The 12,678-nt window shown below is 65.9% G+C and carries 16 protein-coding genes; 1 reads left to right on the top strand and 15 read right to left on the bottom strand.

Features of this window, described 5'->3' with window-relative positions; translation table 11 throughout:
• Positions 1-7: 7 nt before the first annotated feature.
• From ASG40_RS10550 to ASG40_RS10520, 7 genes are all read right to left on the bottom strand, one after another.
• Positions 8-445 carry a hypothetical protein gene (locus tag ASG40_RS10550; RefSeq protein WP_055884933.1) on the bottom strand — a complete coding sequence of 146 codons (438 nt, stop codon included), beginning with the start codon at positions 443-445 and terminating at the stop codon, positions 8-10.
• Positions 442-648, bottom strand: a complete 207-nt coding sequence (locus tag ASG40_RS10545; RefSeq protein WP_055884932.1) for a hypothetical protein — start codon at positions 646-648, stop codon at positions 442-444. The genes ASG40_RS10550 and ASG40_RS10545 overlap by 4 nt, the downstream gene beginning before the upstream one ends.
• Positions 649-674: 26 nt before the next feature.
• Positions 675-1,604, bottom strand: coding sequence for a phage tail tube protein (locus ASG40_RS10540; protein WP_055885011.1), 930 nt, complete (start codon positions 1,602-1,604; stop codon positions 675-677).
• A 101-nt stretch (positions 1,605-1,705) separates the two neighbouring features.
• The gene (locus ASG40_RS10535; RefSeq protein ID WP_055884929.1) at positions 1,706-2,119 is read right to left on the bottom strand and encodes a phage tail terminator-like protein; all 414 of its coding nucleotides are present in this window, start codon (positions 2,117-2,119) and stop codon (positions 1,706-1,708) included.
• Position 2,120: 1 nt separating this feature from the next.
• Positions 2,121-2,789 carry a hypothetical protein gene (locus tag ASG40_RS10530; protein ID WP_055884927.1) on the bottom strand — a complete coding sequence of 223 codons (669 nt, stop codon included), beginning with the start codon at positions 2,787-2,789 and terminating at the stop codon, positions 2,121-2,123.
• Positions 2,789-3,133: a hypothetical protein gene (locus ASG40_RS10525; protein WP_082524006.1), complete on the bottom strand. Its 345-nt coding sequence runs from the start codon at positions 3,131-3,133 to the stop codon at positions 2,789-2,791. Before ASG40_RS10525 ends, ASG40_RS10530 begins: the two co-directional genes overlap by 1 nt.
• Entirely contained in the window at positions 3,130-3,786 is a 657-nt protein-coding gene (locus ASG40_RS10520) for a hypothetical protein (protein WP_055884922.1), read from the bottom strand. Before ASG40_RS10520 ends, ASG40_RS10525 begins: the two co-directional genes overlap by 4 nt.
• Before the next feature lie 69 nt (positions 3,787-3,855).
• Here ASG40_RS10520 and ASG40_RS10515 point away from each other — a divergent pair, with 69 nt between their 5' ends.
• Positions 3,856-4,080, top strand: coding sequence for a hypothetical protein (locus ASG40_RS10515; protein WP_055884918.1), 225 nt, complete (start codon positions 3,856-3,858; stop codon positions 4,078-4,080).
• Between the two features lie 305 nt (positions 4,081-4,385).
• Here the strand turns inward: ASG40_RS10515 and ASG40_RS22385 are convergent, their stop codons facing one another.
• The 8 genes from ASG40_RS22385 to ASG40_RS10475 all read right to left on the bottom strand — a co-directional run bounded on the left by ASG40_RS22385 (position 4,386) and on the right by ASG40_RS10475 (position 11,618).
• Positions 4,386-4,607 carry a hypothetical protein gene (locus ASG40_RS22385; protein WP_055884915.1) on the bottom strand — a complete coding sequence of 74 codons (222 nt, stop codon included), beginning with the start codon at positions 4,605-4,607 and terminating at the stop codon, positions 4,386-4,388.
• Between the two features lie 360 nt (positions 4,608-4,967).
• Positions 4,968-5,480: a hypothetical protein gene (locus ASG40_RS21170; protein ID WP_156387665.1), complete on the bottom strand. Its 513-nt coding sequence runs from the start codon at positions 5,478-5,480 to the stop codon at positions 4,968-4,970.
• A 26-nt stretch (positions 5,481-5,506) separates the two neighbouring features.
• Positions 5,507-5,788 carry a hypothetical protein gene (locus tag ASG40_RS10500; RefSeq protein WP_082524004.1) on the bottom strand — a complete coding sequence of 94 codons (282 nt, stop codon included), beginning with the start codon at positions 5,786-5,788 and terminating at the stop codon, positions 5,507-5,509.
• A 71-nt stretch (positions 5,789-5,859) separates the two neighbouring features.
• Entirely contained in the window at positions 5,860-7,122 is a 1,263-nt protein-coding gene (locus ASG40_RS10495; RefSeq protein WP_082524003.1) for a phage major capsid protein, read from the bottom strand.
• A 14-nt stretch (positions 7,123-7,136) separates the two neighbouring features.
• Positions 7,137-8,198, bottom strand: a complete 1,062-nt coding sequence (locus tag ASG40_RS10490) for a head maturation protease, ClpP-related (protein ID WP_244480591.1) — start codon at positions 8,196-8,198, stop codon at positions 7,137-7,139.
• Positions 8,191-9,414, bottom strand: coding sequence for a phage portal protein (locus tag ASG40_RS10485; RefSeq protein WP_244480590.1), 1,224 nt, complete (start codon positions 9,412-9,414; stop codon positions 8,191-8,193). The genes ASG40_RS10490 and ASG40_RS10485 overlap by 8 nt, the downstream gene beginning before the upstream one ends.
• 69 nt (positions 9,415-9,483) lie before the next feature.
• A complete protein-coding gene (locus ASG40_RS10480) occupies positions 9,484-11,223 on the bottom strand; it encodes a terminase large subunit (protein WP_055884895.1) in 1,740 nt (579 codons plus the stop codon).
• The gene (locus ASG40_RS10475; RefSeq protein WP_156387664.1) at positions 11,220-11,618 is read right to left on the bottom strand and encodes a hypothetical protein; all 399 of its coding nucleotides are present in this window, start codon (positions 11,616-11,618) and stop codon (positions 11,220-11,222) included. Before ASG40_RS10475 ends, ASG40_RS10480 begins: the two co-directional genes overlap by 4 nt.
• Positions 11,619-12,678: the final 1,060 nt, after the last annotated feature.

The following is a 12,678-nucleotide window of genomic DNA, read 5'->3' as shown; positions in this document are numbered from 1 at the left end:
GCCCATTTTAGGGACCAGCGGAGGCGATCGGCGAGTTTCCCTCGTCGGCCTTGTCCGCCTCCGCATCGTCCTCGCCGACGACGCTGGCCGCATAGATCACGGCTTCGCGGAAGCGCCGGAACTCCGGCTTGGTCAGGTACTCTCCGGCCACCTCCTTGGAATAGGAGAGCGGCGAGCCGTCCTCGTTCTCCAGGCCACTCCAGTCCATCAGCACGGTTTCTCGCAGACAGATTGCGGTGACGCGGTCCATCTCGTCGGGGTCAATGCGACCGCCCTGGCGCTTGGCGCGCGGGATCGCGTCGGTGAGCTTGCTCTGGAGCCGGCGATAGCGGGCGTTCTGCAGGCCGCAGACCTTCAGCCTGAGGTCACCCATCTCGGGGATATTCCCGACCCAGGCGCCGCCCTCGATCTTGGCGGCATCGACTTTGAGGGAGGAGAGCTTCACGCGTCGGCGTCCTTCTGTGCGGGGGTGGCGGGCTCGGCTTTTGCCGGGCTCTTGGGGGTGGCGACCTCGCGAGCGAGGCCCTTGCTGACCAGAAGGTCGGCGTATTCGTTGGACAGCTCGGGCTCGTCGCCCTTAGCGAAGACGCGCTCGTCCTTGCCGTTGGGGTAGCCCGAGAAATCCGAGAGGATGGTGACGGTCTTCATGGGTGCGCCTCCTGTGGGCGGATCTCTCAGGCGACGAGGCGCGTGATCTGGATCGAGGCCTGGGTCGTGGGATCGAAGACCCCGCGGAAGGGGATCGACAGCATCGCGTCGTCGGTGTTGCCGCCGGGGTTGCGAGCACCGTCGAGGAAGCGGGCCTTCGGGATCAGGAAGGTGTATTTCTTGTTCGCCTCGACCCCGACGGTGAAGGAGATCGCGCCGGACCCGTGATCGAGCACCGCCTGGTACTGATCGTTGCCCTCGAAGTAGCACTCGATTGTGCCGGTGACGTTGCAGCGCCCGGCGCCGAACTCGGCGGTAAGGAGCGTGCCCACCGCGTCGCGGGTGCGCAGTTCGTTGCCCACCTCCAGGCTGAGGCTCTTGACCCGGAATGGGGTCGTGGTGCCGCCGACCGAGAGCGTGCCGACGTTGGCCGACGCGGTCGCGGGCTGCGTGGTGGCCGCGGCGGCATAGGTGGCACCCGTGACGATCACCGAGTCCAAGGTCTCCTCGGCGCCCATGAGCGCGAACGAGCCCGTCACCTTCTGCCGCGACGGCAGGCTCAGCGACATGCTGTTCACCGCGACGCCGCGGAAGCGCGAGAACGAGCTGGTGCCACCGAAGTTGAGGGTTTCCTCGACCGTGAAAGACGGGCGCAGCACGCCGTTCTTGAGGACGTTGGTCGCCCAGGCGCCGCGCAGGGCCGCGGCGATGAAGTCGTCGAAGGTGTCTCCGGAGAGCTCGAAATCGTAGGAGCCGGTCACGTCCTTGCTGACCATCAGCTCGTCGCGAATATTGCGATCGGCCTGGATCTCGTCGGAGGTGACGGTGCCCTTGTTGCTGCGCAGCGACCCGCCGGTGATGCGCAACAGCTTGAACGACGGTGTGGCCGGGGTCACTCCGAATGCGGTCTCGGCGACGTAGGCGGTACGCCGCTCGCTGCCATTGGCGAAAGCCATGGTGCTCTCCTGATGGTTTTGGAAAATGGGCAGGGCGCGGCGCGCGGCCCGGAACACCCCTCGTTGCCGAGAGGATGGTTTGAGCGGCAGGGCCGCTGTGATCAGCCGAGCGTGTCGTGCTCGTAGGGGACGGCAAAGCTCAGTCGAAAATACCGCCCATCATCGTTCCGGTCGTCGAGGACCGGCTGCGACGGGGCATAGCTGCGCACTCCGTCGAAGTACTTGCCGCGGAAGAGGGCTGCCAGTTCGTCAACCCAGGCCAGGGCCCGCACCATGCCCTGGCCGCGGACCTCGTTCAGAACGAACCGGATGACGCCCTCGTCGCGATAGACGTTCGTGCCGGGCGAGCCCGTGCTGATCTGCTCCGACTGCGAAACCGGAAACTGGAGTTCGATGAACGGCTCGTCGTCCAGCGGCGTATCGCCGGCGAGGTCGTTCAAGGTGCGAATCGGGCACTTGTCCCAGCCACCTGCAAGCCGCGCCTCGACGGCGGCTGAAACCGCGCTGAGCGCCATCTCAGTTGATCGTGACGATGATGGCGGGCTGGCGCGTATCGCGCTCTCGCTTGATGATCTCGCGCGCCTCGCGCTTTCCGACCTGCGCGCGCATCTCGATCTTCCCGGGATTGTAGACGATGGCCCCCTCCTGAAGGGAGCGGAACCCGAACCGGACGCGGGCGATGTTGCCAAAGCGGCGCGCCGCCATTGCCGCGACGCCTTCGTAGACGCCGTCCGGCGCCTGCTTCGACAGGCCCCTTTCGATTTTTCTGGCGTAGGGCTGCTCGTTGAGGAAGACGAATACATCACCGCTCTGCGGCGCATCCGGGCTGGCCTGGACGCCATCGGCGAAGAAGACGTGGGAGCGCGCGTAGCGGCCTGTCAGGAACGGCGAGCTGAGGATCAGCATGTCGTCGATCCACTTGAAGACCTCGCTTGCCAGCGAGAAGCGGAACACGATCACGCCGCGATCGGCATTGACGCTTTCCAGCGGCGCTTCCGCCCGACCATCCACGAACGTGTCGTGCGGCGGGACGCGCCCGAGCGCCGCGTCGTTGATGTCCTGGCTCTCCTTCAGGCCGGCGCGCGCAGCTGCAGCGATGAGCTGCTGCCGGCGCTCGGGCGCCAGAGCGCGCGAAACGGCGAAGCGGACGTCCTGGCCCGATGTCTTGAAGCGGGCGATCGCCATCAGCCCCTCACCACCACGTTGTAGCGGACGATCGCCCCGGCGATCTCGACCGGATCGACGTACTGGACGTTTCGCGTCCGTCCGCTGACGACGATGCGATCGTTCATGCGCAGGCGATCTTGTGCACCGGAGAACTCGGCCGGGATGCTCGACGGCGACAGCGTCAACAGGCTGTCGCCCTGTTGGATGCCGCCCGTCAGTTCATCGGGTCGGTAGCCCCTTACGAAGGCGCGGGACGGCTTTTCGATGGCGGAAGCATTCGCCACGATGCGCCGCAATGTGACGTCCTGCCCATGCGCCGCGATCTGCCGATCCAGCATAGCAATCGCCGCCGCCGGGCTCATGCGAACAGCATCCGGCGGTACTGCGACAGGATCGCCTCGGCCTCGGGATGAGGGAGCGCGGCGTTCGCGCCCTGGACGTAGAAGTCGCGGCTGCCCACGCCCTCAACGTCCTCGCTTTTGATGGTGATGTCCCGCCCAGCCATCGACGCCGACACGCCTACAAGCTGGATCACGGCCCGCTCGATGTCGGCGGGCAGATCCTCGGTGGCCGTGCGAACGCCCCCGACGGTGCGTTCCTCGCCTGGAAGCAGCCACCCGGCCTCGTACTGGACGACGACATCGCGCCCGCTCCAGCACCGGCGCTCGTCGCCCTCCATCCGGTAGAGCACGCGGCCGTCGGTAGCGTAGGCGTCCGACGCTTGGAGGGTGCCGCCGACCTTGACGCTCGCGATCGACGCGACCGGCGAGCGGTCGAGCAGAATGCCGCCATCCTCGGTCACGGAGCCATGCCGGCAGAGGTCGATGCGCTCGCGCACCGTTTCGCGTCCGAATACGCGCCGACAGTACGTGGCGGCCTGTTGGGAAGCCTGGTCAACCCACCGCAGGACTTGTGCCTCGGCCGCTGCGTCCTCGGTCAGGCCGAGATCGCCGCGCACATTGGCGACGGTCGTCAGGCGCTTGGCCGTCGCGGGCATGATGACGGTGACGCTCATAGGCATCCTGTAGTGAGTCGTTCGGTCGTGCCGCGCGTTGCCCATCACCCACCAGGACGGAGAGCCGCGATGTCCACGATGAAAATTCTCACCCGCGTCATGACCGAGGAGGTGGAAGGCGGGTACAGGCTCACGATCGAGACCGATGACGGTCAGCTGCTCCGGGTGTTCGCGACCGAGAACCAGTTGAGCGACTTGGCCGACGATCTCGATGATGTGCTTGGCGGCGACGATGCTGACCCGAAGGATCTGACCGAAGAGGAGGAGCACGTCAGCGAGGAGCAACCCTCCTGAAAGCTGCTCCGATCAATTGCAAATGATGCGGACGGTGACGGGCGTGGACGGCGCCGGTTCGAACGGAAACCCGGCAAGCATGGTGACCCTGGACCGTTTGACGGCCACGGTAGCGCCCGAGAGGGTCTGAGCGGTGACGCCGCCAGTGATTTGCTGGTCGCCGGACCACATTGGGATCACGTCAACGTCGGCTGCGGCAGTACAGGCCGCCCAGGTGAAGGTGGCGACCGAATTGCCGTTGCTGGTGGCGGTGTAGCGCTCGACGCGCTTGGGGACGCCAGCCGGGCCGGTCTGACCCGTCGCCCCTACAGCACCCTGAGGGCCTGTCGGGCCAGCGGCTCCGGTATCCCCCTTCGGACCAGCCGGGCCGTTCGCGCCTGCCGCTCCAGTTGCTCCGGTAGTGCCGGCCGGACCCACAGGTCCAGCCACGCCATCTGCGCCGCGAGCGCCAGTAACACCGTCTGCGCCGCGAGGTCCTGTTGAGCCTGGAGCACCCGCAAGCCCTGTTGCACCAGCCGGTCCGGCATCACCCTTCGCTCCCGTCAGTCCTTGGGCGCCTGGGCTTCCCGTAGCACCCTGAGCGCCCGTTGCGCCTGCTGGTCCACTCGCACCAGTCGGGCCAGATGGCCCGGCGGCACCCGTGGGGCCAGGAGAACCCGTTGCGCCCGTAGCACCTGTGTTGCCCTTTGGTCCGACATTGCCCGTGTCTCCCTTTGTCCCGTCAACGCCTGGAGTGCCGGGCTCACCCTGCGGCCCTTGGGCGCCAGGGGGGCCGCCAGGGCCGGTGCGCTGAACGCCGTCGCCCATCATGGGGCTGCTGGCGCGGAGGTTGGCCTCGGCCGGGCTGGCTAAAGCCAGGGCGAGGATGGCGAGGGCGAGGGTCCGCATCAGCCGCCCCGCCCATATTGGAGCTCGGGATTGCATTCGGTGGTCGGCGTTGCCGTCGCGATGATCGACACGAACGTCGGCGCACTGGTGCCCAGCGTCTCGGAGGATCGGGCCAAGAACCGCGTGCCGGTGATGAGCGTGACGCTCTCCTGCATGCTGCCGACCTTCCGAATGCGGACGTCGACGTTGCAGGGATTCACGAACCGATAGCTAGTCGCATCCGCCGGCTTGGTGATGGCGAATTGCTTCGGCGTGGTGGTGACGCCGTCGAAGATGATGGGGTCGCCGGTGCCAGAACGGACGAATGGGGTGGAGAGCACCGTCATCGGCGTTAGGGCGCCACCGCAGGGCGCGGCCTCGCGCTTCACGCCAGTGGCGCAGAGGATGACGTAAGCTGGAGTTTCTGCCCCGCCTGGCTGCGTGAATGGCTGATACGTGCCCTGTTGCGCCAGGGCCCCAGAGGCGACCGCCAGCGTCATGCCAGCGATCAGCGCGATCGAGAGCTTCTGCATGACGAACGCCTCCAGGCAGGAGCGGCCTACTTCCTGGCCTTCTTGCCGTCGTCGGGCTCGGCGACGCCGATACCCTGCTCGCGCAGGTTCTTGGCCACCGCCTCGGCGCCGGACAGCGTCGGGTCGTTGAAGTCGATGCGGTTCTGGTCGACGGTGGTGTTGGCGCGCGGGTTGTCGTCCACGGCCGGGTGGCTCATGTCGACGTCCGGCACGACCTGCTGCGGAGCCCCGGAGGTGTCCACGCTGGTCGCAGGCTTGATGTCGGCGGGCTTCTCGCCCTCCGCGGTCTTGTCGTTGGTGACGGCCATGATCGGCTTCCTCATAGCGTTGGGGATGAGAGGGTGCCGGCGGGCGCTAGGCCCGCCGTTGTGATCTGGCCTCAGGCCGCGATCTGGAGAGCGCGCATGGGCTCGGGGTTGTAGACGCCGCCACCGACCCGCTTGACCGTGTAGAAGGCCACGTAGGGCTTGTTGGTGTAGGGGTCGCGCATCACCGAAATGCCGAGACGATCCACGATGAGGTAGGTCGCCTCCATGTCCCCGTAGAGCGCGGCGATGTTGCCGGCCGCCACGATGGGCATGTCGGGGATCTCCACGACGGGGGCGCCGCCCAGGGTCTGGGGCTCGCCCTGCTGGTAGGACGGCTGCCAGAGATAGTTGCCCTGGCCGTCCTTCAGCTTGCGCGCGGCGCCGATCGACAGCCGGTTGATGTAGAGCTTCGCATTCGCGGTGAACTCGGACGGGAGATCGTACATCAGGCTGATCATGCCATCGCCGGTGAGCGCAGCGGCGGCGCCGCTGTTAATCACGGAGATGGCGCCCCAGGGGTGGCGGGCAGCGTTGGCGGCACCGGCCACGTAGGTGAGGATGCCGTAGGGTTTGTTGGTGCCGTTGCCGGACAGGTAGGCGATGCCCTCCTGGCGCCCGAACTCGGTATCGACCTCCTCGGCCAGCCACTGCTCCAGGTCCACGGCAGAGTCGTCGAGAAGCTGCTGCGAGATCATCGGGTTGGCGTAGAGTTCTCCGGGGGTGAAATCGAGAATGCCCAGCGCCGGAGTGGTGGTAGCAGGACGAGACGCGGTCTCGCCGACCCAGCCCGAGCCGACGGCGCGGTCCGAGAACACCTTCTTAAAGCCAGCGACTGAGATCGTCTGGACACGGGCGTTGGCCCGGATCGGCGAGATCCGCTTGAGCTTGCTTGTGATGGTGCGGTCCCACTCCACTGGAGCGAGGTAGCCGCCGTTGCCTTCGGTGCCCTTGTCCATGGCGGCGGAGACGGTGCCCTTGCGCATCCAGGCCTTGTACTCGGCCACGAACTCGGGGTTCGTCGGAGGCAGGTCGCCGATCTGCTCGCGGGGGCGCATGGTGGCCGCAGCGAGCTTCTTATGCATGTCGTCGAAGGCCGTCTGCATGTCACCGAGGCTGGCGCTCATGCGGTCGATCTTCTCCTCGGCCACGACGTCGGCCTTGGCCTTCAGCTTGTCGTCGTTCTCCTTCTTGAAGTCCTCGAAGCCCTTCTGGAGAGCGGCGATGATGGCCTTCGGATCGGAGGCGTCGGCGCGGAGCGTGGGGCTCAGGAACGCCTTCGGGCGCACGAGAGCGGAGGCGCCGGCCAGAGCCGACGCGATGGGGACGTGCTTCATGATGAGGGGTGCCTTCAGGAGCGAATTACAGCGGCCAGTCCAGCGAGGCTGGACCAATCGAAATCGCCTGCTTTTGGCGCGGCGGAACGGACATCGTCCGTGTCGAGAGCAGCGCCTGGCGTACTCTCTTCATGGGCAGCGCCTGGCGTGCCCTTGATCTTGTTGATCCGGTCCCGCGCATCGGTGCGCGACATGCCGGAGGCGACGAGCTGAAGCTCCATCGCGCGAAGCTCGTTGACGGTGTGGTCGGCGGCCTTGGCCTTCTCGTCCACCTTCGTCTTCTCGGCCGCCATGATGGCGTCGGCGAACCCCTTCTCGACCGCGGCGGCGCCCGACAGGTACGTCTCGTCGTCCATCATCTTGGAGATGGCCTTGGCGTCGATCCCTGTCCGTTCGGCGTAGACGTCGGCCATCGCCCGGTCGAAGGGCTCCAGGAAGGCCGCCATTTCGAGGAAATCGTTTCGGTTGCCGCCGGCCATCACGGAGCAGTTGTGGATCATGATGAAGCTGCCGGCGCCGATCTCGACCCGGTTGCCAGCCATGGTGATGATGGAGGCCGCCGAGGCTGCGATGCCCATCACCTTGATCGTGATGTCGTAGGGGTGCTCGCGCAGCACGTTGTAGACCGCTAGGCCCTCGAACATGTCGCCGCCGAAGCTGTTGATGTGGACTTCGACCGGGCGGGCACCGATGCCGCGAAGCTGCGCCGTGACGCGCTTGGCCGTCACGCCCTCGCCGGTCCAGAAGTCCTCGCCGATTGGCCCGAACATCGTGATGACGTTGTCGCCGTACTCGACGGCTTGCACGCCGGCCGCATCCGCGTTCCACCGGTCGATCACCGGCGGGGGGGTGTAGGCCGATACGTTCCGACGGTGCGGGACAGGGAGAGCGCCCGGCCGCTTGGCGCGCGGGTCTTCGCCGTCCGCCTTGATCCGACCGATCATGCCGCGGGGCTTTTGGGTCTTCACCAGGGCCTGCAGTTCGTCGCTCGCGACCAGGCGGGGCTTGCCCTTGGTAGGCTCGTTCGTCTGGTCCTGCTGCGTCGCCGGGATCGGCTCGCGGGGTTCGTCAGCCATTTGCCGTCCCTTCTTGAAGTGGCGGGCCACCGTTGTGGCCCATCATCGGATTGCCGAGGCGGTCCCCGTCAGGGTGCGAAGGCTGATCCAGCGTTTCGCGGACCTCGTTGGGGGTCATCCAGGCCTGCTGGCCGCCGGCGCCAAGCGCCTTGGCGAAGAAGTCCGCCTGGTCCTTCATCGACCCACGCAGGAGCGCCCCGGCGTTGAACTTGATTTCGTAGAGGTCGGCCTCGTCATCGCTGAAGAGCGACCGCTCGGCGGCCTGCTGCCACGCCTCGAACCACGAACTCAGGGCGTACCGGACGAAGAACTGGCCGAGCACGTCGATGCCCGAGCCCCAGCTTGTCTCGTCGATCATCAGAAGCGGGCGGGGCACGCCGAAGATGCGGGCGATCTCCTCGATCTGGCGCCCACGGGTCTCGTGCGACTGCGCATCCTTGGCCGTCGAGCCGATCGGCTTGTATTCCAGCCCCTCTTCGAGGATCGGCGTCTTGCCGGCGTCGGCCGCTCCGGAAAACCGGCTCGACCAGTAGTGCCGCAGCCGCTCGACAGCCTCGCCGCTGATCGTCTTCGGGTGTGCGAGATAACCGTTGATGAAGCTGCCGTTCTTGTAGAGGCGCCCGAGCGCGAGATCGGCGGCGATGGCAAGGCCAATCGCGTCGGCGGCCTGCCGAACCCGCGAGATGCCGCGGATACCGTCCATCGAGATGCCTCGAAGGTGGAACATGTCCCGAGGCGCGAAGAGGACACTTTGCCCGCTCGTGGGCTGATAGCGGTAGGACACCGTCCAATCCGCGTTCTGGATCGGGGTGACGCGTTGTGGGTCGATCGGCACGAGGCCGATGATCGTGTCGCGGCGACGCGCGAAATCGCGGGACCGGATGATGCGGGCGTAGCCATCGCCGTGAACGAGGGCGCGTAGCTGCAACAGCGTCTTGAAGTCGTAGGCGGTCTGCCACTCGTTCGGGCGCCGGTGGAGGATCTTGTAGAGGGGGAGATCCTTGGCCTTCTCCTTCGTCGCCTTGTTAATGACGTGGGTCGGCAACATCCCCATCGCCTCGGAAACGAGGCTGACCGACCGGAACACGGCCGGGTTCTTCATGGCCCGCTCGACGGTCACCTCAATTCCGGCGGAAGATCCGTTCCCGCTGCGGAGGTAGTCGACCAGCGCCGGGTCGTTCAGCCCGTAGAAGGCGACCGCACCGCTATCGGCCATCACGCCGGGGCCGACGGCCTGCTCAGGCTTCGGTGTCGATCGGAAGAGATCAAGAATGCCCATTCGGCCTCACACCAGTATGAGGCCCCGCCCCTCATAGACCGACCGCGTGTTGACGGGCTCAGGGTTCAGCGACATCGGAACAACGGCATCGAACAGCGACATCACCGGGTCGATCTTCGCGTCGCCGGCATTCTGCTTCGTCGCCCGGATCGCGGTCGCGGTGGGCTCGATCTTCAGGTTGCCCACGGCCCAGGCCATCAGGCTCGATCCCGAGTGCCGGAGTGTCCCGTTCGCCAGCTTCCGCTCCGCGGTCTTGATGGCGTTCATCATTCCGTAGCCCTGGGGCACGCCCACGAGGAGCTTGGCCTCCTGGGTCACCCCGATTTCGGCCATCGCCTCGATGAACTCGCCGAGCCCGGCCGGGTCGACACCGACACAGGCAAGCAGGCCTGCGTCTTTGATGCTGGCGACGATCTCCACGATCTCCGCGATGTCGCCGAGTTCGTCGTTGACGATGGTGAGCTCGCCGGCCCGCTCGAAATCCCGCAGGCGGGCCGCGATCGACTTGCGCCGCGTCAGCACGCCCTCATGGCACCAGGCGTGGGTCCAGGCGAGCCAGTCCCGCGTCACCTTCTCTCGGCCGAGCACTGTGAGCCCGAACAGATCGTCGAGGCCGCCCCCGTCGATACCGACGCAGACCACCTCACACCGGTCTAGGATCGCCCGCAGCCCGGCCCGGTCGTCCTCCGGGAGGCAAGCCAAGCCGGCATCGGCCCGGGGGCTCCAGTATTCCGATCCGGACCAGCGATTGGCCCGGAGGTTCATTCCAATCTCGACGTTCAAATGCTTCGCTAGGAAGGTCCGGCGGGTGTCCTCGCCCTTCACTTCCTCCTTGACCATCTCGTCCTGTAGCCACTCCCGGCTCACCGAACGGTCGATATTCGGGTTGGTGATGTAGAAATTCTCGGGGTCGAGGTAGGCCTTCGCCTCCACCATCGCCTTCGGGAACTCGTAGAGCAGCCCCAGGCTCTTCGGATCGACCGTCTTACCGTCCCGGACGTCCCGGAAATAGTCCAGCTTCGCCTTGAACACGCCGGCCGGCGGCTCGTCGCTCTGCGTGGAGAGCCAAATCACGAACCCTTCGGGCCTAGAGACGAGGCCACCCGTGGCTTCGCGCAGCATGGCGTCCGCGTTGGCGCGCTTGCCGAAGATCCATAGCTCGTCGATCAAGATGCGACCGGATTTCTTGCCCGACACGGTGTCGGTATCCGCCGCGACCACCTTCAGCGCTGCCTTCGTGCTGAGGTGGGTGATCGTCTTGAGGTGGTCCTGCACATGCAGGAAGCCGCCTTCCCCCAGGGCCGCATCCAACTCAGGGTCCGCGCGCACCATGGCGGCGGCCGGCTTGAAGCTGTTTTGCGCCACCTCAATGGTCGGCGCCAGGATCAACACCTCTTCGTTGTGCCGCCAGTTCACGATCAGGGCAGTGAGCATGATACCCGCGCCGATGGTCGACTTCGTGTTCTTCTTCGAGATGAGTAGCCCGAACTCCCGGATGAGCTGCTTGCCCGTGGCCTCGTCGTAGGCGCCGAAGATGGCCGCCACAAAATCGAAGACCCATTGCTCGCTGACCTCGCCGAAGGTCGGCTGACCTGGCAGATCGACGACCCGCAGCGCCTTGAACACCCGCAGGGCATCCTCGGCGGCCTCGGGGAACAGCGGCTTGAACGGAATGAGCGTCCGGCCGGCGACGATCCGCTTCTCCCAGTCCGGGCAGGCCGTCGTCCACTCGGGCTTTGCGGTCACGGGTTACTGGCGACCAGCCGAGGCCCGCTCCGCTGGGCGAACTTGCCGCCGCCAGCCGTGGCCTGATCCGCGGCCGCTTGGCGCACCGCCTTCTTGCCGTTCAAGTTCGACTTGTCCGATTCCTCGCGGGCCAGGTCCAAGACGGCGCGGGCCGCCGTGACGCGAGGCGCCGGGAAGGGTGAGTTGTCCATCACGTCTTCCAGGGTGGCGTAGGCCTTCGCAACAAGGTCCGCAGCTCTGGTGATGCCGCCCGGCTGCTGCATCGCTGCAACGACCGCCTGTGCCGCCTCGCCGATTTGGAGCTCGGTCGCCGTTGCCGATCCTGCGTACTTGGGCTTGCGGCCGGCCCCCTGACGCCTGCCACCCCGACCGATGCCAGTTGATTTTGTTGCCATGTCCGTCTGATTTCTGCCCGTTTGATTTTGATCAGTCGGGGCGATTAATTCTGCGAATGCGACCCTGTGCGGTAGCGACCCCCTGGCATGCCAGACTTTAGACCGCCCCCCACCCCTCGCTGGTGGCCGCACACGGTTCCTGGGATGGCCCAGGACGCCCGCAGGCGCCGTTCGGCTAAGTCGGCATCAACCCCATGCGCCGCGCCCGCTCAGCGGCGGTCTTGAGTCCATGGTGCGGCGAGCACAGCGCCTGTCCGTTCCTTGAATCCAGTGGGTCACCGCCATCCCGGCGTTCGACAATGTGATCGGCGTAGAGCCGGACCCCACCGCGCCTGCCGTGGGCTGAGCAGCCGGGCCATTGGCACTTCCACCCGGCTCGCTTCAGCACCTCTTGGCGCCAGGCGGCGTGCTCGGGGGTTAGTAGCTCGGCGTCCGCTCTCTTGGGTACTGGCCGTGCTGTTCGGGTGTCCAGTGTCGTGAGGCGCGAACCGAGAGTAGCTAGGCGAGGCATCTCAACCCTTTTGCTATCTCAAATTGCAATCGTACATGGCGTCGGTCGACAGCGACCGCGCTGATCAAGCCACTTGTCCGCATGGAATGAGGATTGCAATAACTAGGGTTCAAGCTCTCGCTGAACTAGGATCCGAGCTGCGCATTGCACTCACAGTTATCAGTTACGTTATTTAACCGATCCTGGAGTGTTCATGTCACATGCGATTTACGTTCGCGATTTGTATAATAATCGCGGAACGACCCCTCGTCTGCTCGCCTACGCTGTCGGAAGTCGCCAGACTGCCCAGCGCGTCGTCAATGGCATCGTGCGGTCCTATACCAACTGCGGTCAGGATCCGATCTCACAGGTTCACTGGTTTCGAGATGGGCGGGGTCTGCACGAGTTGTGGGTCACGCCCACCTAGTGGGCCATCGGGCATCTACAGGCGCGAGAACCGTTACGCCGGGCTAATACCAATTCTCATTGATCAGCACCCATGGGCCCATCGGCGCAGTCCGATGGACATGATGCGCCAGGGTTGGGCGATGAGCTTGTTCCAGGCGTCGC

This window comes from Methylobacterium sp. Leaf399, from assembly GCF_001424525.1.
Classification (GTDB): Bacteria; Pseudomonadota; Alphaproteobacteria; order Rhizobiales; family Beijerinckiaceae; genus Methylobacterium.
The sequence above is the reverse complement of the archived record's forward strand: the minus strand, read 5'-3'. Positions and strand labels throughout refer to the sequence as shown.

Coding starts and splice junctions, on each gene's coding strand:
- ASG40_RS10490 (WP_244480591.1), bottom strand. CDS start 8,198: ATGGCTGACGAACCCCGCGAGCCGATCCCGGCGACGCAGCAGGACCAG.
- ASG40_RS10515 (WP_055884918.1), top strand. CDS start 3,856: ATGTCCACGATGAAAATTCTCACCCGCGTCATGACCGAGGAGGTGGAA.
- ASG40_RS10520 (WP_055884922.1), bottom strand. CDS start 3,786: ATGAGCGTCACCGTCATCATGCCCGCGACGGCCAAGCGCCTGACGACC.
- ASG40_RS10475 (WP_156387664.1), bottom strand. CDS start 11,618: ATGGCAACAAAATCAACTGGCATCGGTCGGGGTGGCAGGCGTCAGGGG.
- ASG40_RS10525 (WP_082524006.1), bottom strand. CDS start 3,133: ATGAGCCCGGCGGCGGCGATTGCTATGCTGGATCGGCAGATCGCGGCG.
- ASG40_RS10540 (WP_055885011.1), bottom strand. CDS start 1,604: ATGGCTTTCGCCAATGGCAGCGAGCGGCGTACCGCCTACGTCGCCGAG.
- ASG40_RS10485 (WP_244480590.1), bottom strand. CDS start 9,414: ATGGCCGATAGCGGTGCGGTCGCCTTCTACGGGCTGAACGACCCGGCG.
- ASG40_RS10500 (WP_082524004.1), bottom strand. CDS start 5,788: ATGGCCGTCACCAACGACAAGACCGCGGAGGGCGAGAAGCCCGCCGAC.
- ASG40_RS21170 (WP_156387665.1), bottom strand. CDS start 5,480: ATGCAGAAGCTCTCGATCGCGCTGATCGCTGGCATGACGCTGGCGGTC.
- ASG40_RS22385 (WP_055884915.1), bottom strand. CDS start 4,607: ATGCCGGACCGGCTGGTGCAACAGGGCTTGCGGGTGCTCCAGGCTCAA.
- ASG40_RS10495 (WP_082524003.1), bottom strand. CDS start 7,122: ATGAAGCACGTCCCCATCGCGTCGGCTCTGGCCGGCGCCTCCGCTCTC.
- ASG40_RS10535 (WP_055884929.1), bottom strand. CDS start 2,119: ATGGCGCTCAGCGCGGTTTCAGCCGCCGTCGAGGCGCGGCTTGCAGGT.
- ASG40_RS10545 (WP_055884932.1), bottom strand. CDS start 648: ATGAAGACCGTCACCATCCTCTCGGATTTCTCGGGCTACCCCAACGGC.
- ASG40_RS10530 (WP_055884927.1), bottom strand. CDS start 2,789: ATGGCGATCGCCCGCTTCAAGACATCGGGCCAGGACGTCCGCTTCGCC.